Below are 26,992 nucleotides of genomic sequence, written 5' to 3' on the forward strand. Positions count from 1 at the left end.
TGTCTGTTACTTTTTTCTATTTTAGCTACACATTATACAATACCGATTATTTAAACATACCAAACACATGAAATTACAAAAACTTGCACTGTCCATTATTCTTGTGACTATTACACTGTTTTTAGTTGCTTCTTGCGAATCTAGCGATGACAGTAACAATAATACTCCAGAACCAATACTACTTGAAAACTACTTTTTTAAAGGAAGTTTAGATAACGAAGTAATGAATATTGAAAACAGAATCTATGATGACTTTGAACTATCAACTCGAAACAGATTAGACTTTGGACCTAGTCAAACAGATGACGATCAAGATCCTGGTTCAGGATATTGCTACAGTTTGTATGCTTGCGGCATCTTTCCATCAGCAGGTGTTTCTGCAGAAGACCGTCCAGATTCAGCAAAAATATATTTTACATGGATTCCTGTAGGTGATTGTACGCTCGCAAACGAACTTACTGCATTAAGAAACTTTTTAGAGCTTCCTAATTTTGAGTACGCGATTTTTCCTGAAAGTGTAAACATTCCGAATGTCGTAGGTTTAGATTTTTTCCCGAAAGAATTTCCAAATGGTGAAACTTATTTTTCTTCTCGTTTTGGAGACAATACAGATGCTTCTTTTCAAATTACTGCTGTAGAAGAAATTGAAACAGGTGTCTTTATTGTAGAGGGAACGTTAAGTTGCAAACTCTACAAACAGAATGACGACAGTGAGTTTAAAGTATTAGAAAATGGTGAATTCAAAATTAAAATTTCCACCAACTTAGACGAATAATACAATCAAGTTTATATTAAAGGTAAATGTGTATCTTTAAGACGAAACTAATCTTGTTATTGCATATATATTGAGAATTGCATTCAAATTTTTCATCATCCTTTTTATTTTTAGTTGTAACAACCAGAAGCAACCAAAAAATGAAAAGTTAGCACTTACAGAAACAGAGAAACCTGAAGTACAGAAACAACCGTCACTTTTTGATGTGCTTGTACATCGGCAAGAAACTCCTATGCAGTTTTCAGATCATGTTTTACCAACACTCGATTTTTCTAGAAGGTTTACATCAAAAGAAATTTTAGCTTTACAACTAGATACATCAAGCATAGATAAAAACGAATATTACTTTCTTACCGACAAAAAATTTGTAACAAGAGCAATCGATTCTACAAAGTACCTCATCTATTACAAGCTTCAATACGGAGATCAATTAGCAAAAATCTTAAGAGTGCAACATAAAGATACTTTGTTTGACGTAATACTTGCTATGCATGGTGGAGATGGTAATGATCAGTATAAAACCACATCTACATTTATAAACGATTCAATATTTATTTCAACACATACCAAAACTTCTGGAGATCTTATACAAAGTAAAAATAATGGCAAAGAGTCTACGTATGAATATTATACAGATTCTATTATTTCCAGATATCAGTACAATCAGTCGTTCCAATTAAAATTGTTACAAAAAGATACATTCCAGTTTTCTAAACAAACATTTTATAGAGATCAAAAAAAATTATGGAGTCATGTAACCATCTGTGGTAAACCATTTACATTTCAAGACAAAACATATATTTGGCAGTTTTTCATTCCAAATTACAATGCTCAAAAAGGAGTCTTATACACACAGAATTTATTAGACTACACCACTAAAAAAGTAATCTTAAAAGGAGCTGAAGTCGAAAATTATGTTGATAGAGTCACTGAACTTTTTACAACAGCACAATTAGGTTTTGAAGTAAAAGATCTCAACTTTGATGGTTTTGAAGATTTATACTCAATTAATAAAGTAAAATCTGGAACTGCTGGTAATTTTACAGATGTGTATCTTTTTAATAAAGAATTGGGTACTTTTGAATACAACAGCATATTCTCTGGATATAATTTACAAACGTATCCTTTGAAGAAAATGATTTCTCATACTGTTCAAAACGCGAATCATTATTCATTAAAAGAAGTTTATATAAATGCTGATGCTACCGTAAACTATATAAATACATATAGAACGATTGATATTTCTGTTTCAGAAAATTATAAAGTTGTATATTCATATGAGAAAACTGTTGCCCAAAAAGTGACTAAAAAAATAACCGATACAATTACCAATGCTTCCATGACGTTTGAAAAATGGAAAGAAAAGCATAACTAAATTTGATTATAAAAACTAAACGACCAACCTATGAATTGTCCAAAATGCAGTAATGTATATACGGAAGGAGCTAAATTTTGTAAAAATTGTGGATATAACTTAACAAACGAATCCGTTGAAAAACCAACATGCCCAACATGTCATAAAACATTTCCTGTAGGTGCTAAGTTTTGTGATGTTCATGGAACACAACTAAAGTTACCAAATACAACCGTTCGAAAATGCGTGGTTTGTGGAACAACCTATGGAAACGAAGTAACGTTTTGCCCTAAAGATGGTGGTTCTATTACTTCCGTTTCAACTCCAGTTTCAACCGCTTCTACCTCAGGATACAATCAACAACAGCAACAACATTTACCGCCACCGCAGTACACTAATAACAACAATCATAGCAATCGACACAATAGCAATGGATATATAAAGGCATCGCTTGGAAATCGTTTTGTAGCTTCGCTTTTAGATAGTTTGATCATGATTGGATTGGCAATTCCTGCAATTATCTTTTACATCGCTGGAATAGCTGAGTTAGATAGTTATCGTGGTAGTGAAGAATCTGCTATCGTTTATTTCCTCATGGCAATTTTACTATATTTAATTCCTTTGGTATATAGTTTTATCAAAGATGGTATTGGTAATGGCCAAAGTTGGGGAAAGAAGGCTGTTGGACTTATGGTTGTCTACTTACCAGATAATTCACCATGTAAATATGGACAATCAGCAATTAGAGGTTTAGTATCAACATTGGTTGGTTTTATTCCTTTTGTAGGATGGCTTATTGAACCTATCATGGTTTTAGCTTCCGATGATGGAAGACGATTAGCTGATAAGGCAGCAAACACACAAGTAATAGAAATTAGAGATTATAAAAAATAAAAATACAGATATGAATTGTCCAAATTGTAGAACAGAAATAACAGGTATTCAGCAATTTTGCATGAACTGCGGAACGAGTTTATTTCCAACTAAAGAATCAAATTCAAGTAAAACTTCCGATACATTTATCATGATTTTCTTGAGTTTCTTATTTTTTAGCGAGTTAATAAGGTTTGCTTTACAAAAAATTATTCCTAATTGGTATGAATCACCTACGAAACTGCTATTTATCGGCTTAAACCTTATTTCTGGTATTTCTGTTATTTTATTAGCTCTAGCGATCAAAGAAAAAAATAAGAAAACAATCGCAATTATACTAGCTGCGTTACATGCTTTATACATTATATATTCTAATGTTGATTGGTTCCTGCATTGATTGTAATGAAAAAACTTAACATATTAGTATTTGTAATCACACTCTTTTTTTCTTGTCAGACTCAAAATAAACCTGAAACCGTAAACATAAAGAGAATTACTCTTTCATATGGACATACCATGAGTCAGCAGTCTTTGGTAGTTCATATTGAGAAATATCAACAAGATAATATTCATGTAAATTATAAATATGTACCGCTAGGCGCTGCCAATTCTGACGATTATAAATTTACCTCATACCATATAGACACTGATAAATTTAATAAAATTGTAGCAACTATTTTAAAGATAGATCGAGCAAATATTGAAAAAGAAGCAGAAACTATAGGGCTCGACGGATCATCGACAAGTATTTCTTTTTATGAAAAAGGTAAAAATACCATTCTCAACACCTATAGTATTTGGTCTCCTGATTATAATACTCAACAAAGAAAATTGGACGATTATATATACGCATATAAAGAATTGGTAAAACTCGCTCGTATGGAAGCAGACAGCTTATTTTAACGTTCTTTACCAAGTAATAATTTAAGAAGTATCAACCAAAATTTTGTTATCTTTCTCAACAGACATTATCTATAAAATCATGAAAAGGTTTTTCTTCTTTTTAAGTATACTGATGAGCATGTCACTTTGTGCGCAAAAAAGTCTAAATACTATTTTTGCTAACTGTTTGATCTCTGATACGGAAAGTAATATTGCTCGTGCAAATCCTATTTATGTGACTGAAATTGATGAAGCCAACAATCGCATAAAAACCAATTACACACAACTTGAAAATTTATTAGTTCGAGCAATAGGCGATCAATCGTGGTTCATCACCCAAAGTGAAGAAGCATCTACCATTGTAGAAATTTTAAACGTTGATGCAAAAACTGGCTGGATCACACTTGGCGAAACTCACTCAGGTTTTTTCAATATGGATGAAGGCGAAACCTTAGAGTTTTTCAATCCATTTATCAATTATGAAATTATTCAGAATAGACCATTATTCAAAGAATATCCAACATACATCAAAGACGAGCAAATCAATTACATTCAAGCTGGCGGAATTATTAAAAGAGCAAAGAATGATTATGTGTTGCTAACACCTGTCATTTTTGGAGCGCATAAAAAAAGAACCATTTATTACGCCACAAGTTCCGATTTAGAAAATTGGACGTTTCACGATGAAAAAATATTAAGCGCAGCAGACATTCCATTTGCCAAGAAAACAGGCAATGTATTTAGCTGTGGAAATCCATTGCAACTAAAAGACGGAACATTTTTAGTACTACTCGGTGTAGAACAACCTAACGGAAACTATACGTCTGCTTATATGATTATCAACAAAGAATTGAACATCATACAAGCGCCACAAGAAATCAATATTCCAGAATGGCATGGTGAAGCGCAAAACAGTTTTCCTTTAGCCATCACCAAACACAAAGGCGTATTTAGAGTATTATTTCATCGTAGAAGTAACAAATTTATGGAGTCAGAGATTCACGAAATCACCACAAAAAATATTCTAAAAGCTTTTAACCATAATAAAGGAATCATTTCTAGTACCATCATACAAAAAGCAAAAACCGAAACAGGATATGTACGCGGCAAAGCAGACGATGCAAGCTATATAAGCTTTAATGATGAATTATACATACTGCTAGGCAGCGAAGAATCACCTTCGGAATATTTGACATCTTTCAATCGCGAATATGGTTTACTAAGCTTAGAAAATGAACAGTGGCTTCACGATCAACGCAGTCCGTTACTTGTAAATCCGATGACGATTTATAATAAATATCCAGAATACGAATGGACTTCCGATCACTTAGGCGGTTTTATTTCTCCAATATTTCACGAAAATTATTTGTATTTATTTTTAACTTTCGGAACTGACAATCCTGATTATTTACTTGCTGGAATTAAAATAAAAATTGACTAACCAACAAACTACCATGAAAATCATTGACTTATCCAAACCGATTCAATACAATAAAAACGACCCTTGGTTTATGAAAGTGAAAATCAAACATAAACCGCATCGCAAAGCCAAATGGTTGATTCGAGTATTAGGACTGCCTTTTAAATTATTCCCTAAAGGATTTTCTGGTTGGGCAGATGATACGATTCAAAAAATGGGCGTACATTCCACAACACATATTGATGCACCTTGGCACTACTCGCCTACTGTAAATGGAGAAAAAGCCAAAACCATTGATGAGGTTCCACTCGATTGGTGTTATGGTGAAGGAATTGTGATTGATATGAATCATAAAGCCGATTTTGATGCGATTACTGTAGCAGACATTACAACGTTTCTTTCTGAAAACGACTTAAAAATTGAGCCTAATATGATTGTTTTGATCAAAACAGGAAGAGACAAATTCAACGGTACAAAAGACTTTCACAAAATTGGAACTGGCATGAGTGCCGAAGCTACCGAATGGCTCATTGATCAAGGCATCAAAGTCATGGGTATTGATGCTTGGGGCTGGGATTTACCATTGCCATACATGCTAAAAAAAGCAAAAGAAACTGGAAACTCAGAATTATTTTGGGAAGCACATTTAGTTGGTCAACGCAAAGAATACTGTCATATGGAACAACTCATTAACTTAGATGCGCTTCCATACTCAGGATTTAAAGTTGCTGTATTTCCATTAAAAATTGTTGGTGCTTCTGCAGCTCCAGCTAGAGTTGTAGCAATGTTAGAATAGTTGTTTTGTGAAATTTATATTTAAAAAATATGCCAATACATCCACCAAGAAACTCTCCGACAAGAAAAGTTGGAATTTTTGAATACAAAGTATTTGAATTTCTTCGATGTCTTCAAGATAACTGTAGTGAAGAAAAATTAACAGCAAAAGCTGAAAATGTAAAAACGGCGATGCTTAAATTATTAAAAGCTAGGCTTGCCACCATGAAATCTTACAGTACAGAAGATGAATCAAAAGAACAACAAGAACTTAGAATAAAAATCAATAACCAAATTGTTCAATGGAGATCAATTAGCTATGCTGAAATTGAACAATATTGCCTAAAAAACTATACTTCATAATTTTTTCACGTTCAATACAGTCAAATATTCCTATTGATAGTGACAAAAGGATCACATACCCATAATTACTTCTTTAAACTTCTTAAAAGGCTTTAATTCTTTTTCTCCCAAAGCTTTGTTAATCCATTCCAAGGCTTTTTGTTTATTACCTTTATGTTTAAAAATTTGTGCCAAACGGTAATATGCCCATGATATTGGAACTCCGTCTTTAGCTGTGTAATTGGTAATGTATAAATACAAGCATTTTTCGCCTTTTTCTAGCTCAATATTATAATCGGCAGCTACTTTTCCAATTTGATAATGCATAGCATTGCGCTGATGTTTCTCATGGGTTTTCTCTAAATTCTCAATGGCTTTTAATGGCTGATCTTGCTTCTCATATAGCTTTGTGAGTTTATCATAGCAAGTTAACGATCCGCCAACTTCAATAGCTTTTTTATAATATTCTTCGGCCAATTCAGGTTCATCATCATATTCATAAATATATCCTTTTGCCAAATAGCCATCTACTTTAGAAAGGTTTTCCAATTCATTGGCATACTTCATAGACTTTTTAAAACTTCCACCAATAATTCCAGGCAACTGCATATACAATTCTACCAATGCCCAACGAACATCAATGTGCTTAGGATCGAGTTCGGCTGCGCGTCTGAATGATCTTTTAATATCTCCAATAAGTCCTAAGGCTCTAAACTTACTTACTTTTAAAGCTTTCATGCCCATTGCGCCACCATATTTATAATGATAATTCGCATTCGTATCGTCCATTTCTACCAAGCGTTCATAATTTTCAATGGCTTCATCCCACTTTTCTTGATATCCATAAGCATCACCCAAAAACTCTATCAATTGACGATCGTTTGGCGATGCATCTAAAGCAGTTTTAAGAATAGAAGCTGCCTTACTATATTGTTTGCTTTCAAATAATTGCTCGATATGTTCTTTTGTTGCCTGACCAAACAACAACATAGGAACACACAAAAGGACTAAAAAATAATACTTCATTCGTTTTCTAATTTCAATAGCTATATACAGTTATTGTTCCAAAGATACTATTTCATCTGCTTAAATTCGTTTTTTTTACCTGAGATGATTTTTCTTTGGAATACTCTTTGTTATTTCATAAATAATAACGCACAAGTAAACCGTTTTGTTTATAAAATTCTTACTTTACATACGTAAAAGTAGGTTTGTTAGTTTTATATACAAACGTCAATACATATTTTACATTGCGACCTAATTATTAAAATAATGAAAAATATTCTCACAATATTTATGATTGTACTATTTAGTCAGTTTTCAAATGCCCAAGACAACTACAGAGATTTATGGAAACAATTGGAAAATCTTGAACAAAAAGGATTGACCAAGTCTGCATTTGAAAAAGTCTCGGAGATTTATAAACTTGCTAAAACCGATCAGAACAATCCGCAAATTATCAAAGCATTTTTACACCGAGCAAAATACCAAATGACACTTGAAGAAGATGCGAAGCTGACAATTATCAATGATTTAAAAGCTGAAATTAAAACACAATCATTTCCTTCTAAAAACATCTTACAAAGTATTCTTGGTAGTCTGTACTGGCAACACTTTAAAAGTAATCGTTATCAAATTTACAATCGATCAAAAACTGCCGAAAAAGTAGATGCGAACGATTTTAGAACTTGGGATTTAAACACAATATTCAACGAGATTTTCATACAATTTGATGCTTCTCTCGAAAACGCTGCACAATTACAAAAACTAGATTTAGCAAAGTTTGACGCCATTCTTTCTACACAAGAAGGTTCTAAAACATATCGTCCTACAGTGTATGATTTTTTAGCACATTCAGCTTTAAAATTCTATAAAACGAGTGAAAACTCCATCACAAAACCAGCCTACAAGTTCGAAATAGATGATGAAGAATATTTATGCGATGCGCAACTTTTTACTACATTAAATTTAACCACAAAAGATTCACTTTCGCTAGAATTTAGAGCTTTAAAAACCTATCAAGATTTAATTCGTTTTCATCTAAAGGATAAAACACCAGAAGCTTTGATTAAGGTGAATATTGAGCGTTTATATTTTGTAGAACAGAACGCTACATTTGAAAATAAAAGCAACAAACTGATCGAAGCGTTTCAGAATGAAAAAACAACATACGCTTCGCATCCATATTCAGGAATGTATGATGCAGAGTCTGCTGTATTGTATCAACGTTCAGGTTCTAGATATGAAAACACTCGGAAAGAAAAATACAGATGGGAAAATAAAAAAGCGATAGAACGTTGTGATGACGTACTTTCAAAATTTCCCAACAGCATTGCTGGAAAAAAATGTGCAATCATCAAAGAATCAATTTTAAATAAAGAAATTGCTATTACTACAGAACAACTGATTCCTATTGGGAAACATTCTAAAATGTCTGTTGAATATGAAAATCTAGAAAAACTCTATTTTCAGGTTCGCAAAATATCTCGCAAACAACTAGAGGAATTCTGGAAATTGCACGACGGAAATACACACTACGCATTTCTACAAAAGCTTGCTGTAGACAAAGCATGGAATGCGACACTTCCGAATGAATATGATTATCAACCACATACTACAGAAGTAATTATTCCGCCATTAACAAACGGATACTATATTATTACCGCTTCTCCAGAAGAAAAACTACATACAGATTTTATTGCTGTAGATGTTTTACAAGTTACCAATAGCGCGCTTATTCATAAAGTAACACCTTCAAGCTATATTTTTCAGTTGACCGATAGAAATGATGGAAAACCCATCACTAATCAAAAAATTGATCTTACATACAGCATAGGTTACCGAGGAACTTCTGAAAGCAAAACACTAACTACAGATGATACTGGAAGTGTTGTTCTAAAAAGTGATTATAGACAAGGATTACGAGAGATTAAAGTCAAGGTATCAAGAGAAAATGATGATGCCTATTTTGAGCAATTCAACTTCTCTAATCGTAACTTCGGAAAAGAGATCAGTACTAACACTGCCTTTTTATTTACCGACAGATCCATTTATAGACCTGGACAAATTGTACATTTTAAAGGGATTGTTCTGCATAGAGAAGGTTCTGAATCTACCATTCTCAGTAATGAAACTGTAGAAATTGTTTTACGTGACGCTAATTATCAAGAAATTAAAACAGCAACATTTGTTACAAACGAATACGGTTCTATCAAAGGTGAATTTGTAATCCCAAATAATGGATTGACAGGAAACCATACACTTTTTGTTCGTTCTAACAGAAAACATTTGGGAAGCGCTAATTTTTCTGTGGAAGAATACAAACGTCCAAAATTTGCCGCGGAATTTCTACCTATCACGGAAACTTTTGCTGTAAATGATATGGTTATTGCGAAAGGAAATGCGAAGGCTTTCGCCGGAAGTACTATTTCGGAGGCTAAAGTTGTATATTCCGTAAAACGTACACCACGCTATCCACGATGGGCATATTGGAGAAGTCCATACATCAGTACTTCTTCTCAGCAAATTACTAGTGGAGAAACCACTACAGATGCTAGTGGAAATTTTGAAATTTCTTTTAAAGCAATTCCTGATGCTAGCATTGACAAAAGCTTGTTGCCTGTTTTTGATTATGAGATTACAGCTGATATTACAGACATTAATGGAGAGACACGAAGTACCTCAACTATTGTACATGTTGGATATCACAGCTTACAAGCCAATATTTTAGTAGAAAGCAAACTTGATGCTACCGCAAAAGATCATCAACTAGAAATCATCACTAAAAACCTAAATGGAGAAAAAGTAGGCACGCAAGGAACTGTTACAATTCATAAATTACAAGCGCCAAATCGTGTGTTGCGTAAACGTAGTTTTTCTGTTCCAGATTTTCCAAGCATTCCTGAAACTGAATTTAAAACACTTTTTCCACATGAAGCTTTTTCTAAAGAAGAGGAAGATTTTAAATTCTGGAAAAAAGGAAAAAATGTACTTACAGCATCTTTCAATACTGAAGTTGCTACAAAAGTTGCTTTGGGTAAAACAAAACGATGGGAATCTGGAAAATATGTCATCGAAACCAATACAACAGATAAAAATGGTTTTGAAGTCAAAGACCTAGTATATATAGATGTATGGAATCCGAAGGATAAAACAACTGCTGACAATAAAATCTTAGAAGTTTCTATAGATAAAGATGAGTATTTGCCTGGTGAAGAAGTTGTGTTAACCATCAATACGGCTATGAAAAACATGCACATTTCCATTGATATTGAAAAAGGAAAACGCATTGCAGAATCTTATATGATTTCCATGGAAGATGGCAAAAAAACAATTCGAATTCCTGTTAACAAAGAAGATGAAGGTGGCTTTAGAATTCATTATGCAACCAGTATTTTTAATAGTTTTATAAAAAAACAAATTCCGGTTGTTGTAAACTATCCGCCAACAGACTTAACGATAGAAACTACTACATTTAGAGACAAATTAAAGCCTGCGCAAGAAGAAACATGGAGTTTCCGTATCAAAGGACCAAAAGGAGAAAAAGTAACAGCAGAATTACTTTCTAGCATGTATGATGCTTCTCTAGATGAATTTAGAGATCATAATTGGAGCTTTGTTCCATTTAGTAAACCTAAATATTACAGTTATGTAAATGTGAGTTCGCAAGGAAGTTTTGAACTTACCTACTTTACAGATTATTGGAAAAATGATCGAAATTATTACGATACACAATCATTTGATCGTTTAAACTGGTTTAATTTTTATTTTAATAATTCACGTCAAATTCGTTACAAAAGAGGTGTGGCACTAGAAGCAGCCGCTACACAACGCTCTATGGCAACAAATGAAGTCGCCGAAGCTGAAGCTGCTTATCTATTCAGTGCTAATGAACAAAATGACGATAGTGATGGTATTGGCCGCGACACATCTAACAATGGCTATATCAGTGACGCTGAAAGCAAAAAAGAGGAAACTACGACTACGGTTGTACCGCGAAAGAATTTACAAGAAACTGCATTTTTCTTTCCCCAATTGCGCACAGATGCCAACGGAGATGTTTCTTTCACTTTTACGACTCCAGAGGCATTGACCAAATGGAAAGTACAATTGTTAGCACACACAAAAGACCTTAATTCGGCAACAAAATCTTTAACAACCGTTACACAAAAAGAATTAATGGTACTGCCAAATGCGCCTCGCTTTTTACGTGAAGGCGATAAAATTGTCATTAGTAGTAAAATCTCAAATCTTTCTGAAAAGAATTTAAACGGAGAAGCTACGTTACAATTAGTAGATCCGATTACAGGAAAAAATTTAGATACTGTATTGTTCGATAGTACTAGTGGACCAAAAGAACTTTTTTCAGTAAATGCTGAAGGAAATACACAAGTTTCATGGACACTCGAAATTCCACAAGGAATTCAGGCAGTTCAGTATACAATCATTGCCAAAGCTGGTGAATATAGTGATGGAGAACAAAGTGCTTTGCCCGTATTATCGAATAGAATGTTGGTAACGGAGACTTTACCAATGTGGATTCGTTCGGACGAAACAAAAACATTTACTTTAAATAAATTAGCGACCACAACATCATCAACGTTACAACATCACAAACTGAGTTTGGAAGTTACTTCCAATCCTGCTTGGTATGCCGTACAAGCATTACCATACTTAATGGAATATCCGTATGAATGTGCTGAGCAAACATTTTCTCGTTATTATGCGAACACTTTGGCGAGTCACATCGCGAATAGCAATCCGAGAATTCAAGAAGTATTCAATCAATGGAAATCTTCTGATGCTTTATTGAGTAATTTAGAGAAGAATCAAGAATTAAAATCATTAATCATTCAAGAAACTCCTTGGGTTCGTGATGCACAATCGGAAACAGAACAAAAGAAACGCATTGCTTTATTATTCGATTTGAATCGTATGAAAAATGAGCAATCAAAATCTATTGAAAAGTTAACTCAGATGCAATTGCCTTCTGGCGGATTTCCTTGGTTTTCTGGTGGACGTCAAAACAGATTCGTCACACAACACATTATTACAGGATTTGGGCATTTACAACAACTCGGCGTGAACGTATACGACTCCAATAAAACAAGACAAATGGTACGACAAGCAATCGCGTATCTTGATCAAGAGTTTGTGACTGAATACAAAAATCTAAAGAAATACAATAAAAATATAGATTTATCGAAAGATCATTTGTCCTACACACAATTGCATTATTTGTATATGCGAAGCTTCTTTTCTGAGATTAAAAAATCAGAAGAAGTTACTAAAATCTCAGATTATTATTTAGGTCAGATTGATAAATATTGGCTAAGTCGCAGTTTATATTCTAAAGGTTTGATGGCATTAGTTTCGCATCGAATGGAACATAAAAAAACTGCCACTGCTATTTTACGTTCGTTAAAAGAAAATAGTATTACCAGTGAAGAATTGGGCATGTATTGGAAAGCTAATACGTCTTCTTGGTATTGGTACCAAGCGCCTATTGAAACGCAAGCCTTATTGATTGAAGCTTTTTCTGAAATTTCTAAGGATATCACTACTGTAGATAATTTAAAGATTTGGCTCCTAAAGCACAAACAAACCAATCGTTGGTCTACTACCAAAGCCACCACTGATGCTGTGTATGCTTTATTATTACAAGGAAGTGATTGGCTTTCAGTAACTGATATGGTTGATGTGACTATAGGCAATCAAAAGATATCTCCAAAAGACCTTGAAGCTGTAAAAGTAGAAGCTGGCACAGGTTATTTTAAAACTTCTTGGAATGGAAACGACATAAAACCTGAAATGGCAAAAGTGACCTTGACTAAAAAAGGAAAAGGAATTGCTTGGGGCGGATTGTACTGGCAATATTTTGAAGATTTAGACAAGATTACTACTGCTGAAACTTCTTTGAAATTAACCAAAAAACTATTCAAACGTACGTATGACGATACTGGTGAAGTGATTACTGAAATCGATGAAAATAGCAAACTTGAATTAGGCGATTTAGTTCGTGTTCGTATTGAACTTCGAAATGACAGACCTATGGAGTTTGTACATATGAAAGATATGCGCGCTGCTGGTTTAGAGCCAATAAATGTATTATCGAGCTACAAATGGCAAGATGGTTTGGGTTATTATGAAAGTACAAAAGATGCAAGCACTAATTTCTTCTTTGACTATTTACCAAAAGGTATTTTTGTTTTTGAATACGATTTACGCGTTAATAATGTTGGGGATTTCTCTAACGGAATTACAACCATTCAGAGTATGTACGCGCCAGAATTTAGCAGTCACAGTAAAGGTGTTCGTGTACATGTGGATTGATTAAATATCTTCTAAACAATAAATGACGCTTGTATTACCTGAATAGTAGGTAATGCAAGCGTTTTTCTTTTCATGGTAAAAAAAACAACCCAACTTTCTAAAAGTTTCGTTTTCGCAAATACTACTTACGCACAACTAACGAGAGAAATCACCTACTTTTTCTGTTTATACACCTATATTCTAGATTGGTTAATAGTACTCTTATTCAACACTTCATAAAGTTGCAATTTTACACTATCAAACTTACTATTATTTATTAATCATTTAAAAACAAATCATTATGACAAGTTCAACTTTAATTTTAAATCAAGGAACCAAAGGTGAAGCACAAGTAAAACCAAGCAGCTATCCAGCTCACATTTTAATTACTTTTGATCCAGAATATGGTGATACGGAAATTTTTTATGGAGTGAACGGACAACAACCTTCAATTCCCTTAAAACCAGGACAAACACCAGTTACAATAGATTATAATTCCTTAGAAATATCATATAGAATTTCACAAGGGCAAGCAAAACTTCAATGGGATGTACAATAAATAATTCCTATTAGCTTTATACATAAGAAACTATTTCTATTCATCTAGGAATAGTTTTTTTATATAATAGTTAAACTTAACCTACTGTAAATTCGCAAAAGTATCTTTTCGTTGCTGAGGTTAACACGATAAAATCTGTAGCGTATCCAAATTCATTTTCTGCATTCTTTCCATCGCGTGTTAAACTTGCCATCTTATAAAAACTGTCTATGTGACAAGAAGCGACTAAATCATCAACAATTTGTTGAATGACAGTCATTGTTGAGGTATTTTTTATATAATTTGGTTGAAATTCAGCATATAACCAACGATTCAATACTTCTTCAAAAGCAGTTCTGGTAATTTCAGAAAATTCAAATTCGTAAGCTTGAAAGTAGTCAAACTTCTTTTTGAGAGCTTCTACTTGTGTTCCTTCAATCGAAAAATCATCAATATCAAAATGATAACTTACATTGACACCAGGATCATTTTGAAGCGCATAGGTTTCAAAGACTCCTTTAAAGTAATCTAGATGATATGTTGTTTTGTTTTTCATAATTCAACCAACTAGGCTTTTATTTAAATTTAACTTTTGAAGTTGGATCGTTATTGAACTGTATATGTGTGATTTTTGTTCGCTTCTGTCCTATATCTTCTAGGGAAGAATCAATTAAAAAGGTATATTCTAAATTAAACTTACAATTGCAGCTACAATGTCTTCCAAAGGCCTGATAAATTATGTTTAATGTTGATTTATTTATGATTTCTGCTTCGCATAAAAATTCCGAACAACAATTTTCTACCGCAGAAAATTTAACCGTAAAAGAATTTTTCTCAAACACTATTTCATTTACAATCTTATCAGGATATGGAGTTCCGAGGTTTTCATCTGAATCTTCACATTCTTCTACATTTATCGACTTCAAAATATAACCATTTACTATTCTTAAAAAACGAAGTTTTTCACTTTCTTCGAATATCTGATTTCCTTTTGGAGCAATTACCTGAACATTATCCGTGATTGTAGAATCTACACTTATCACTTTTTCTTGAACTTTTGACTTTGGAATTTTCTGTTCTTCCGTTATTTTCTTCTGACAGCAGATAAATAGTATCATTCCAAAAATGAGAACAATTATTTTTTTCATTACACAACAAATAAAAGTTCTTGAAAATAAGAAAATCTACGGACGATACATATTTTAATCAAACTATTATTTTAATAATAGGTTAATATTCTGAACTCTGTATAACTTTCTTTATTATCTAATACAAGCGTTCTTTTAATCCAATGACCATTATCATCATATTGATAATTTTTGAAATTTATAGAATATGATATTTCTTCCTCATCATCATTACCATAGATAACTGTATTACCTAAAATAGGTACTCCTTCTTTTTTAAATACTTCTGAGAATACTGTTTTCTTTCCTGAAATAAACATCTCATATGATTCTTTTTCACAAGCTACAAATTCGTACTTTATCTTTTTATCCCGAGTATGTATGGCTTCTAATACGCGACCTCTATCATCTCTCTTAGTAATAAATACTGTATCTATAGTATATTCTATCTCTTCTTCAAGTTGTACTTTATTATGGGAATTTGGAACAGATGTTATCATATATTGCAATTTATTTGCTTTGTATATGTAGTTTACTGTCTTTTTTTCTTCTGTTTTGAATACTTTTAGAATATTACCTTTTCTATCAAATTCCTTAAGCTCATGATATTCAGAAACTTCTTCTAAAAACTCATCTCCTATATATAACTTCTCTGTTTTTATGCCAAAATCTACATTACAAGAATCTAATGGTTTTATTTTAGTATCACAACTGATTAAACAACCGATAAAAAATAAGTATATGTATTTCATTGACCTTTGTATTCATTAGTTTATCAGCTAAATATAATCTAAGTACCAAAAGTTACTATATTTTCTGTCTTAATTATCTAAGTTCGTGTTCAATTTACTGATGTTCGTGTTCCAACAACCAACGCTTACGTTCTATACCGCCACTATACCCTGTCAGCGCGCCATTTTTTCCTATCACTCTATGGCAAGGAATGATAATTGCAATTCGGTTGCAACCATTTGCTCTTGCGACAGCTCGCACGGCTTTTGGGTTTTTAATATTTACAGCTTGTTGTTTGTAGGAAGTTGTAGTTCCATATGGAATCGTTTTTAGTGCATTCCAAACAGTATTCTGAAATTCGGTTCCAGGCGTATGTAATGGCACCTCAAATTGTGTACGTGTTCCTTCAAAATATGCTGCTACTTCTTTTTTAGCTTTCGATATATGCGCATTCTCGCCAATAATAATATTCGCTTTCAACAAACGTTGTAAATCTTTAAATTCGGTCTCTAACATGCGCCTATCTGTAAATTCTAGCAGACAAATTCCTTTCTCAGTAGCACAAACAAACATAGGACCTAAAGGTGTCGTGAATCTGTTGATAAGAATTACGGTATTACCAACACTTTGCTGTGGCGATTTTCCAATGAGTTTTTTATACGTATATCCAAATCCGCTAAGCGATTCATACCCTGTATCAAAAGCAGTATGTGTTGTGTTTTTTCCTTTTTTTAATTCGTTAAAGGCATTGTTGATTCGATACATACGTTGATATGCCTGAAACGTCATTCCGTAATTTTTATTAAACCATCTACGAACGATTTCTGGACTAATACTACGCTCACGTAGTTGCGCATCTGTAATTTTTTCTTTCGGATTTTCTTTCACCAATGCTATTGCAGTTTGTACTTGTGCAGGCGCTTCATTAGCATTTTCAGTAGGTTTGCATATTTTGCAAGGACGATAACCATTCTGTAAAGCTTCTTTAACAGTTGTATAAAATTCTACATTTTTAAATTTTGGCTTTCGCGCTCTACAGGTTGCAATACAAAAAATAGAAGTTGTTTTTACACCTACATAAAAGATTCCAACATAACTTTCTTTTCGTTCTAGTAAGGCTTGATAATACTCGTGTATTTTTGCGGTTTCTGTAATCAACATGTTAAAAGATAGATTTGAACGATTGATCGCTGATAATTTGTGCCGTTATTTTTTCTAATTGCGCGTACATAGCATCAAACAAAAAATTCCCCATACTGATTCGTTTTACACCTAAGTTTTGCAAGGTTTCAAAATTAGGAAGTTTTGGCATACTCATTACATTGATCGGTAATTTCGTGGATTCCACCATTTGTTTTATGGCTGATTCTTGTTCTATACAAGGTATAAATATTCCTGAAACGCCTGCTTTTTCATATAATTTAATGCGTCTTTTTGTCGCTTCTAGTGTATTTACAACTCCTAATAAAAATGTGTCTATTCGTACATTGATAAAAATCTGTAAGTTGTCTTTTTCTAATTGATCTATGATTTCTGAAAGCAATTTTGAAAATGATTCAGCAGCTACCAAACTTCGTTTTCCATTGACAATAATGCTATCTTCTATATTGATTCCAACAACTCCAATGTTGATTAATTCTTTGATATGATGTATGATTTCAGAAGCATTTCGGCTGTAGCCAGCTTCCAAATCTACAGACAAAGGTAATTTTGTATTGGCAACAATTCGCTTTACCATATATGCTAACTCAGAAAAGCTTATTTCTTCTCCATCATTATAGCCTAAAAGTGCTGCAATTGCCGAACTTGAAGTTCCAATAGCTTGTGCATTTTGGGTTGCTGCAATTTTGGCACTAGTTACGTCCCAAACATTGTGAATTAATAATGGTTTTTCTTGATGGTGTAATGTTTTAAAGTCCATTTTCTATATCTTTTGTACAAAGAACTTAAGATTCACTTTGTACAGCAACCGAAAATTGGACATGTATTTTTTTTCTCTTAATAATACTCAATGTCAAAGGTAGTTTCTCGATGAAGCATTTTCTCGCCACCAACATAGTAAAATGATTTTATAGAACTTGGATTTCCTTTGTCATCATATAAGTATTCGTACTCAACAGGCAATGTTGCTAATTTTCCTTGTTGGTAAAATTTTAATATGCCTTCTACATAATATAACTGATCATTTTTATCAAAAGTAATTTGGTATGCTTCATTTTCTTCGCCTTTTGTTCTTTTGTACGATTGTATTTTTTTTGTCGGTGAATATACAAAGGTTCCTTTTTGAATGCTGTCGTTCATTTCTACTGTTGGAAACTCAGCATACTTTTGTTGATCAATCGCAATAGAATCAACATAATAATCAAACAAGTAGCGTTTGTAAAGCGTTTCGAATTTCTTTAATTTTTTGTCCTCAGTATATGTATATGTTTTTTCATAAATATCAATGACTTCGCCAAATTTATCATAGATGATTTTTCGAACAGGCAAATCATTTCTGTAGCTAATGCGTTCGAGTCCTTTGTCTTGAAATTGGCTTCGCCACAATGTTGTTGATTCGTCATCTTCATTAAATTCTTCCGAGATTAAACTTTCAAAATACTTGATTTCTATCAATCTGTCCTTTTTATCATACCTATACGATATACTGTCATTATCGTTATAAAATGCTATCAACCTATCTTTTTTATACACGTAATGATCGTCTCCTTGCATATCTGGTTCAGGTAGATATTCATCTTCTTCAGGCTGTTGACGTTTGATAATTTTTACAGTGAGCTTTCCATCTTTTTTAATCTCAGCACTTGGTTCTTCTAAATGATTAACTTCATCTTTTGTATCTTCTATTCCGTATGCATAAGTACGTGTGATCGTTTTTTCAAGAATATTATCTCTATTTACGTACATAGTTGTTTTTTCTATAGTACTAGCATCAATGCCTTGTCCATATTCTTTAAATGTACGAGTCACTTTTTTTACATTTCCTTTATATTTTGTTGGATCTGAAATATTTTCATTGTCTAAATATTCATAGAAAGTTGCTTCAGGTGATGCAAGTGTTGGTTTTGAAAACTCCTGCGCGTGAACATTCGCGAAAGCAAAACCAAGAACAAAAAATATGGTGAGACAGTTTTTCATAAGTTTTAAAGATACTAACATACAAGTCACTAAGATATTACTTTATATTTTATTTTTTTGTGCTTTAAAAGCTGCTGTTCTTTTAAGTTGCTCTTCTAAATTCCATTCAAAATCAAAGCGTATTTTAAGAAATTCCGCAATTGGCATGAGTCCTATCTCTGCTCTTCGTTTATCAATATTTGCAGGATCGTATACTGGCCACACATTAAAACTCTTTGTTTCAGGATAATATTTCATCTGTCCACCGTACATTTGTAATTCTCCTTTCTCGGTAGCAATTCTATCTACTGCTCTGACTAAAAAACGAACTTCTAATTTTTCATCTTGAACTGCTTTTTTCATCATCGGAAGATATTTTACACGAATAGCATTGTCACTATGTTGAATCACGTTGCATATAGTCCAGTTTCCGCGTGGACCGCTATTTTCTGGAGCTGGCCAACCATAAGTATCAAGCATTTTCGTAACTTTTTGTTCATTGATAACATGATTCTTCCTGTATATTTCTTGATACTTTTTAAATTCTTTTGAATCGTCTCCATAGTTTTTCATTGCGGCATCGCGCAATCGTAATGGTGTTTGTTCCATTTCCCAAATGGTATCTAAAATGGCGCTTAGTTTTTTTTCATATAGTGCTTTTTCAGAAGCGTTCTGACTAAAACCAAAAGTAATGCACAGTATAAAAAGAGTTGTTATAATTTTCATGTATCTGTGGTATTATAAATTGTATTCCAAGTTAGATTACAATCAATTAAATTCATTCCTGAACTATTTTTCTTTGTTAAAACTAGAAGAATATCCAGTGAAAACAAAATTAGAAGTTCCCTAATTCATAATAGGAGTTCCCTAATCTGTTATTGTATCTTTAACAAGGTTTGTAGTTATTTGTTGTATATGCCAATTGTAATAAAATAAAACGATGAAGAAAATATCCATATTGAGTCTTTTTATAGTAATGTGTTTTCAGTTTAGCATGGCACAGTACAATTATGATAAGAAATGGGAGAAAGTAGAAAAACTTGAAGTCAAAGGAAAACCTGCTTCTGCCAATAAGCTTGTGCAACGCATATACAAAGCTGCAGATAAGGAACAAAACACAACCCAAATTATAAAAAGTTTGTTGTACAGTGCTAAGTTTTCATTACTACTCACAGAAGATTCAGAAGTTACAGTATTACAAAATCTAAGAAAAGAAATAGACAAACAATCGTTTCCAACAAACGCAGTTTTAGAGAATATTTACGCACAATTTTTAGCTCAATATTTCGACAAGTATCAATATAAACTTCGTCAACGTTCCATTGTTGAATCAGATACCATTCCTAATGACGTTCAATTCTGGGATGTCAAAACATTTTTATCACAAATACATATCCATTTTCAACATTCCATTGCCAAAGAAAAAACCTTAACACAAATTCCTGTGGAAGAGTATCGCATGCTTTTAGAAGGAAAACCGAATACAATAAAATATCGTTCAAGCTTATATGACATCTTAGTTCATAATGCTTTAGATTTTTATAAAAAAAACATTCCATATAGTTACAGAAATAGTGACAACTATAAAATTACGAGTGCCGATTTTGCAGCAACCGCAACATTTATCAAGCGAGATTTTCAAGTAAATGATAAAAATTTTACTGCCAAAGCAAATGCTTTTCATCTTTTTAAGAAGCTTGAAAAAATGTATGAAAACAAAAAAGAAATACTTGTTGATGTTGTATTACAACGCTTACAATATGCCTTTTCGCAAACAAATCTTAATAGTCATAACTTACTATACAAAGAAGCTTTAGAAAGATTCGCAAAAAGCTACACAAATGATCCTGTAGAAGCATTGATTCAATATGAATTGGCAGCTCATAATACAAATACATCTGGAAAATACTATTCACGCTCGCGAGAAGACTATAAAAAACTGCGTATAAATGCTTTGGCTATTGTTGAAAAAATGATGGCAAAATATCCAAACTCAGAAGGAAGCATAAAATGTGAAATCCTAAAAAAACAGATTACTCAAAAAAATATTGAGTTTGAAACTCAAGAATATAGTACAGCCAATAAGCCATTGCTAACACGTATAAAACTTAGAAATGTAGATACGCTTTATGTAAAGGCGTATCAAGTTTCTCATGCGTTTTTGGAAGATGTAAAATATAACAAATGTGATTCTATCATTGCTGCTCATATAAAAGGAAACACGCCTGTTTTTGCAAAAAACTATGAAACTAAAATTCCTAAAGATTATTACGATCATTCTATTGAAATAAGTATTCCTTCACTTCCTATTGGAAGGTATTTATTGGTTATTTCTGATGGTTTTCATAAAGAAAAGAACGCAGATATATTGGCTTATGATATATTTCAGAAAACTAACTTATCTGAAATTGTGACGGAATTGAAAGCTTTCAAAATGCATACTATTGTAGATCGAGAAACTGGAAAGCCAATCTACAATGCTACAATTAAGGTGATGGATAACAAGAAAATCATCAATCAAAAAGCACATACCAATCTTTTAGGTAATGTGCTTATCCGAAAGCGCGAAGGCGGTAAAAGAATTGAAAAATATATCATTTACAAAAATGACACACTATATACGCACAATTCAAGTTTAGGATATGATTACAGTGCAACAAAAGATGAGCCTGAAAACTGGGAAGCCAAACCTTTTATTTTTACAGACCGAAGTATATATCGTCCTGGGCAAACGGTACATTTTAAAGTTATTCTAATTCAACAAAAAAACGGAATCAGTTCTGTAGTGCCCAATGTGTATTGTGAAGTAAATATCGAATCCAATGATTCCGATTTAAAAACACTGCGTCTAAAAACAAATGAATTTGGCGCGTTTAGTCATTCGTTTAAAATTCCAAAAAATGTCGCTACTGGACGATTTAGTATTACGGTTGATGAAGATGATGATTACGAAGAAGATGAGCATCCTTTTTGGGATTATGTACTTGATTTTGAAGAAGGAGAAACTGGTTTTCTGGTAGAAGAATACAAACGTCCGCGTTTTGAAGTGCTCATGAATCCGCTTACCAAAAACATTATGTTCAATGATGCAGTAGAAGTTTCTGGAAAAGCAAAAGCATTGCTTGGAAGCGCTGTAACTGATGCCAACGTAAATTATACCATTGAACGCCGAACCAACATTGATTACAGAAAATCTAAAAAATACCGTGATATTCCTAAAACAAAAACCATTGTAGAAAGAACTGTATCAACAGACAATAAAGGAAACTTTACCATTCCGTTTACCGCAGAAATAGATCCAAACATTGACAAAGAAGATATCCGATCTTATAAGTATGTAGTTTCTGTGGAAGTCACAGACATTAATGGCGAAACACAAATTGCTGAGAAATCAGTAACGGTTGCCTCCAAAAGTTTCTATCTTTCTGTAGAAGCTCCATCAAAAAGAGATCGTAACAAACCTTTTCAAGTTACAGTGTCCGCAAAAGACGCAAACTATGTTCCTGTTATTACACATGGATTTGTAGAAATATATAAACTTACCAATGCTTCAAGAGTCACTACAAGACGTCCTTGGAGGTTTCCAGAACTTCAAATTATTCCAAAGGAAACATTTATTGAACAATTTCCACATATTATATACGATAGCAAAGAACAACAAGAAGGAAATAAAAAAGGAATGCAAGTTGCCGATATGGCTTTTAACACTAAAGACAATGCTAAGTTCACGCTAGATATGTCTACTTGGGAAACAGGAATGTATACGATGGAAACCAAATCTTTTGATACTAACACAAAAGATACCATTCGCGACAAAAGAACCTTTATTCTTACAGATCCAACAGATATGTACGCAACAGGCAATAAGCTGTTTGAATATACAGTACTCAATAGTGATTATAAAAATGACGGATTTGTAAAATTGAAACTTTCTACCGCTTTGCGCGATGATACACTGAATGTAATTTTACATATGTTTCACAAAGAAAAACTAATACAAAAGCAATTAGTTACGATTGAAAAGGGTTCTAAAATTGTCAAAATTCCAATTGATAAAAAGTATACAGAACAACTTACAATACGTATGATGTATACCAAATTCAATAGTTTTTACAAAGATAAATTTTCATTCAGACTATATGAAAGAAACAAATTCTTAACCATAAAAACAGCGACATTCCGTAATAAATTACAGCCAGGTCAAAAAGAAAAATGGCAATTCAAAATCTTCGATCTAGAGCAAAAAGGAAGCAACGCAGAAGTTTTGGCTTCTATGTATGATGAATCTCTTGATCAATTTAGACCACATGCTTGGAATACCGATTTTAATTATTTTTACAACAATCAGTACTATACGCCATATGTGGAAAGTAACTTTTTCCAGAACACACAATCCAAAGAAGTTTACAACCTAGTTACGCATTTCACGATACCAAACTTTAGAAACTATCTCAAATTCAAATGGTTTGGATTGAGTTTTGAAAATCTGTACAATACAAATCATCAATATCTGCAAAAACTCAAAAAAGAAAAATCTATAAAAGACAAACCTACATACACAGGAAACATTACTGGATTTGTATTTGACGATACTGGATTACCATTGCCTGCAGCTAATGTCATCATCAAAGGAACTTCTAAAGGTGTCACAACTGATTTTGATGGTATGTACAGAATCAATGCAAAAACCAGCGATGTTTTAGAAATTAGCTACATAGGATATAAAACCGCAAAAATTACTGTTGGAAACAGAAGTAATATCAACACAAGTTTACAACTAGATGAACAACAACTCACTGAAGTCATTGTGGTTGGCTATGGTAATTCTTCGCAAAAAGCAAGTTTAAGATATGCAGTAACAACTGTCAATGGCGAATCTATTAAAAATATACCCATTGGCACTTTAGATCAGATGCTACAAGGTGTTTCTGCAGGAATTTCGGTAAATACTGCAAACGGCGCTACAGGAGAAAACGGTGTCATTGTCATCAGAGGACGTAATTCGTTAAAAGGTGACATAGAACCACTGTTTGTAGTGGATGGTGTTCCTGTAAATCAAAATGTATTTAGAAGCTTAAATAGTGAAAACATTACTTCGCTTAAAGTTTTTAAAGCTGATGAAGCAACTGCTTTGTATGGAAGTCGTGGTGCTGGCGGTGTTGTGATTGTAGATACGAAATACGGAACGCGCACAGAAACTATCAACGGAATGGAAGTTACAGTTGGTTTAACCGAAGAAGATATTGCTACTGTGGAAACACGCAAAAATTTGAAAGAAACAGCTTTTTTCTATCCGCATTTACGAACAGATTCCGAAGGAAATGTGTCAATAGAGTTTGAAGCACCAGAATCGTTGACACGCTGGAAGTTTCAAATGTTAGCACATCAAAAAAATGGTATGTATGGTCATATTGAAAAAAATGCCATCACGCAAAAAGAATTAATGGTTGTACCAAATATGCCGCGTTTTTTACGTGAAAAAGATACAATTGTGATTGCTGCAAAAGTGGTTAATCTACAATCAAAAAAGATCAAAGGAATTACGTCACTTCGTTTGTACAATGCATACACGATGGAACCTATTGATGCAAAAGTACATTTAGAAGAAAAAAACAAAGCATTTACGGTAGATGCTAGAGGAAATACAAATGTATCATGGAAACTCTATATTCCTGAAGGTTTAGAAGCAATTCAATATAAAGTAATTGCTAAAGCCGGCAATTTCTCTGATGGAGAAGAAAGTGCTTTGCCAGTATTAAAAAACAGTATTCTTATCACGGAAGCAAAACCTATTCTAGTAAAAGCTGGTGAAGAAAAAGAAATTACATTCAGTAAACTTGCCAATAACACTAGTACAAGCTTGAAGCAACATAAATTAACGCTAGAATACACGTCAAATCCAGCCTGGAACGCCATTCAGTCATTGCCGTATTTAATGGAATATCCGTATGAATGTGCAGAACAAAGTTTCTCGCGTTTGTATGCCAATATTATTGCCGCACATATTTTGCAGAGTTCTCCTAAGATTAAAGAAGTTTTTGAGTCGTGGAAAGCAAACGGACAACTTACTTCTGATTTAGAGAAAAATCCGGAGTTAAAATCCTTACTCATTGCAGAAACTCCTTGGGCGCGCGATGCCGTTTCTGAAACGGAAAAGAAACAGCAATTGGCTAAGCTCTTTGATGAAAAAGCTATGGAAAATATGCAATCGGAAATGTGGCTTAAAATTGAAGAGTTACAAGCAAAATCTGGCGGATTTCCTTGGTTTGCTGGTGGGCGAGAAAATTCATATATCACGCTTCATATTCTGCAAAGTTTTGCACAATTACTAAAATTAAAAGCGATTGCTTACAAAAAAGATAGCCATGCATATCGTACGATAGATCGTGCTTTTCAGTATGCTGACGATCGTTTTTTAATTGCACATTCAAATTTATTAAAAGAACCAAATAACTATAAATACAAGCAACAAATACGCTATTTATATACCCGAAGTATGGTACCTGAAGTTATGGAGATTCCAAAAAAAGTGAAGAAGGCAATGGAATTTTACTTAGAAGGTTTGCAAAAAGATTGGTTGAATTTATCTATAGAAGAAAAAGCCATGGTAGCACTTTCGTTAGCACGCATGGGACAACGAAAAGAAGCTAAAAAAATCATGGAATCTTTGGAAGAATCTGCTGTAATATCAAAAGAAAATGGAATGTACTGGAAAGAAGTTACAGATCGTCGTTATTACAACGCGCACGCTGTAGAAACGCATGCTTTACTTATTGAAGCATTTGCAGAAATTACCAAAGATGAAAAGTTGGTTCAGGAGTTACAGTTATGGTTATTGCAACAAAAACAACGCTCGCAATGGGCAACGACGAAAGCAACAACAAAAGCAATTTATGCTTTATTATTAAATCCGAAGCAATTCGTATCTATCAAAGACAATACAGTAATTAGCGTTAGTGCTGAAAAAATCAAAACAAAGAAACTTGAAGAAACCGCAAAAGAAGCTGGCACAGGCTATTTTAAAACTTCTTGGAACAAAGATGAGGTAACAAAGGAAAAAGCTACTATTTCTATTAAAAACAACGGAAAAACAACAGGATTTGGTGCTGCATACTGGCAATATTTTGAAGATCTCGATAACATTACTAAAAATGATGAAACTTCTTTAGAAGTTAGAAAAGAATTGTATGTCAAAGAGAAAAAAGGAACAGAAGAAATATTGGTTCCGCTGAAAAATCGTTCTTTAAAAATTGGCGATTTGATCACGGTTCGCTTAACAATTGAGAATGAAAAAGACATTGAGTTTATTCATTTAAAAGATATGCGCGCCGCAGGTTTGGAGCCTGTAAATGTACTTTCTAATTACAAATGGCAAGATGGCGTTGGTTATTTTGAAAGTACAAGAGATGCAAGCAGCAATTTCTTTTTTGACCGTATTCCTGAAGGTGTTTTCATTTTAGAATACGAATTGCGCGTGAACAATATTGGAGATTTTTCTAACGGAATTACAACCATAGAAAGTATGTATGCACCAGCGTTTCGAAGTCATACTAAAGGTGTTCGAATTGTAGTGGAATAGGTTTAGATTGGTTTATTTGTTTTTTGTGGATTTGTTTGTTTGTCTATTTCAAAGTACGAATCGTCATTATGACGAAGTAATCTGTTTCTACTTTATACGCAAAATAGCGTTTGAAACAAACAAATTGCCACAAATTTTCCAACGACGTTTCTAAAGTGAGTTATAAAA

Annotated in this window: 19 protein-coding genes; 11 read left to right on the forward strand and 8 right to left on the reverse strand. The window is 33.1% G+C overall.

Features of this window, described 5'->3' with window-relative positions:
* The first annotated feature begins 67 nt into the window (after nt 1–67).
* The 8 genes from ACOQOS_RS09450 to ACOQOS_RS09485 all read left to right on the forward strand — a co-directional run bounded on the left by ACOQOS_RS09450 (nt 68) and on the right by ACOQOS_RS09485 (nt 6,441).
* A complete protein-coding gene (locus tag ACOQOS_RS09450) occupies nt 68–775 on the forward strand; it encodes a hypothetical protein (RefSeq protein ID WP_420574719.1) in 708 nt (235 codons plus the stop codon).
* A gap of 70 nt (nt 776–845) precedes the next feature.
* Complete coding sequence (locus ACOQOS_RS09455) at nt 846–2,150, forward strand: XAC2610-related protein (protein ID WP_420574720.1); 1,305 nt, start codon at nt 846–848, stop codon at nt 2,148–2,150.
* Nucleotides 2,151–2,180: 30 nt separating this feature from the next.
* Nucleotides 2,181–3,023 (forward strand): RDD family protein, encoded by an 843-nt coding sequence (locus tag ACOQOS_RS09460; protein WP_420574721.1) that lies wholly within the window; start codon nt 2,181–2,183, stop codon nt 3,021–3,023.
* A 10-nt stretch (nt 3,024–3,033) separates the two neighbouring features.
* Nucleotides 3,034–3,399, forward strand: coding sequence for a zinc ribbon domain-containing protein (locus tag ACOQOS_RS09465; protein ID WP_420574722.1), 366 nt, complete (start codon nt 3,034–3,036; stop codon nt 3,397–3,399).
* A 5-nt stretch (nt 3,400–3,404) separates the two neighbouring features.
* A complete protein-coding gene (locus tag ACOQOS_RS09470; protein ID WP_420574723.1) occupies nt 3,405–3,905 on the forward strand; it encodes a hypothetical protein in 501 nt (166 codons plus the stop codon).
* A gap of 79 nt (nt 3,906–3,984) precedes the next feature.
* Nucleotides 3,985–5,325 (forward strand): hypothetical protein, encoded by a 1,341-nt coding sequence (locus tag ACOQOS_RS09475; RefSeq protein ID WP_420574724.1) that lies wholly within the window; start codon nt 3,985–3,987, stop codon nt 5,323–5,325.
* Nucleotides 5,326–5,338: 13 nt separating this feature from the next.
* The gene (locus tag ACOQOS_RS09480) at nt 5,339–6,100 is read left to right on the forward strand and encodes a cyclase family protein (RefSeq protein WP_420574725.1); all 762 of its coding nucleotides are present in this window, start codon (nt 5,339–5,341) and stop codon (nt 6,098–6,100) included.
* Between the two features lie 29 nt (nt 6,101–6,129).
* A complete protein-coding gene (locus ACOQOS_RS09485) occupies nt 6,130–6,441 on the forward strand; it encodes a hypothetical protein (RefSeq protein ID WP_420574726.1) in 312 nt (103 codons plus the stop codon).
* Nucleotides 6,442–6,492: 51 nt separating this feature from the next.
* Here ACOQOS_RS09485 and ACOQOS_RS09490 read toward each other — a convergent pair whose 3' ends face one another.
* Complete coding sequence (locus tag ACOQOS_RS09490) at nt 6,493–7,446, reverse strand: tetratricopeptide repeat protein (protein WP_420574727.1); 954 nt, start codon at nt 7,444–7,446, stop codon at nt 6,493–6,495.
* Between the two features lie 246 nt (nt 7,447–7,692).
* Here ACOQOS_RS09490 and ACOQOS_RS09495 point away from each other — a divergent pair, with 246 nt between their 5' ends.
* Both ACOQOS_RS09495 and ACOQOS_RS09500 read left to right on the forward strand, forming a co-directional pair.
* Nucleotides 7,693–13,752, forward strand: a complete 6,060-nt coding sequence (locus ACOQOS_RS09495) for an alpha-2-macroglobulin family protein (protein WP_420574728.1) — start codon at nt 7,693–7,695, stop codon at nt 13,750–13,752.
* 280 nt (nt 13,753–14,032) lie between these two features.
* The gene (locus tag ACOQOS_RS09500; protein ID WP_420574729.1) at nt 14,033–14,290 is read left to right on the forward strand and encodes a hypothetical protein; all 258 of its coding nucleotides are present in this window, start codon (nt 14,033–14,035) and stop codon (nt 14,288–14,290) included.
* Between the two features lie 76 nt (nt 14,291–14,366).
* Here ACOQOS_RS09500 and ACOQOS_RS09505 read toward each other — a convergent pair whose 3' ends face one another.
* The 7 genes from ACOQOS_RS09505 to ACOQOS_RS09535 form a co-directional block, all read right to left on the reverse strand.
* A complete protein-coding gene (locus ACOQOS_RS09505; RefSeq protein WP_420574730.1) occupies nt 14,367–14,825 on the reverse strand; it encodes a hypothetical protein in 459 nt (152 codons plus the stop codon).
* 19 nt (nt 14,826–14,844) lie between these two features.
* Nucleotides 14,845–15,417: a hypothetical protein gene (locus ACOQOS_RS09510; protein WP_420574731.1), complete on the reverse strand. Its 573-nt coding sequence runs from the start codon at nt 15,415–15,417 to the stop codon at nt 14,845–14,847.
* A 71-nt stretch (nt 15,418–15,488) separates the two neighbouring features.
* Nucleotides 15,489–16,148: a hypothetical protein gene (locus ACOQOS_RS09515; RefSeq protein WP_420574732.1), complete on the reverse strand. Its 660-nt coding sequence runs from the start codon at nt 16,146–16,148 to the stop codon at nt 15,489–15,491.
* A 94-nt stretch (nt 16,149–16,242) separates the two neighbouring features.
* The gene (locus ACOQOS_RS09520) at nt 16,243–17,289 is read right to left on the reverse strand and encodes a bifunctional transcriptional activator/DNA repair enzyme AdaA (RefSeq protein WP_420574733.1); all 1,047 of its coding nucleotides are present in this window, start codon (nt 17,287–17,289) and stop codon (nt 16,243–16,245) included.
* Between the two features lies 1 nt (nt 17,290).
* Nucleotides 17,291–18,049 carry an isocitrate lyase/PEP mutase family protein gene (locus ACOQOS_RS09525; protein ID WP_420574734.1) on the reverse strand — a complete coding sequence of 253 codons (759 nt, stop codon included), beginning with the start codon at nt 18,047–18,049 and terminating at the stop codon, nt 17,291–17,293.
* 77 nt (nt 18,050–18,126) lie between these two features.
* Complete coding sequence (locus ACOQOS_RS09530) at nt 18,127–19,266, reverse strand: hypothetical protein (protein WP_420574735.1); 1,140 nt, start codon at nt 19,264–19,266, stop codon at nt 18,127–18,129.
* A 42-nt stretch (nt 19,267–19,308) separates the two neighbouring features.
* Complete coding sequence (locus ACOQOS_RS09535) at nt 19,309–19,971, reverse strand: DUF6624 domain-containing protein (protein ID WP_420574736.1); 663 nt, start codon at nt 19,969–19,971, stop codon at nt 19,309–19,311.
* 214 nt (nt 19,972–20,185) lie between these two features.
* Here ACOQOS_RS09535 and ACOQOS_RS09540 point away from each other — a divergent pair, with 214 nt between their 5' ends.
* On the forward strand, nt 20,186–26,824 hold the full coding sequence (locus ACOQOS_RS09540) for an alpha-2-macroglobulin family protein (RefSeq protein ID WP_420574737.1): 6,639 nt from the start codon (nt 20,186–20,188) through the stop codon (nt 26,822–26,824).
* Nucleotides 26,825–26,992: the final 168 nt, after the last annotated feature.

The sequence above is a fragment of the Kordia sp. genome (assembly GCF_965224175.1).
Taxonomy (GTDB): domain Bacteria; phylum Bacteroidota; class Bacteroidia; order Flavobacteriales; family Flavobacteriaceae; genus Kordia.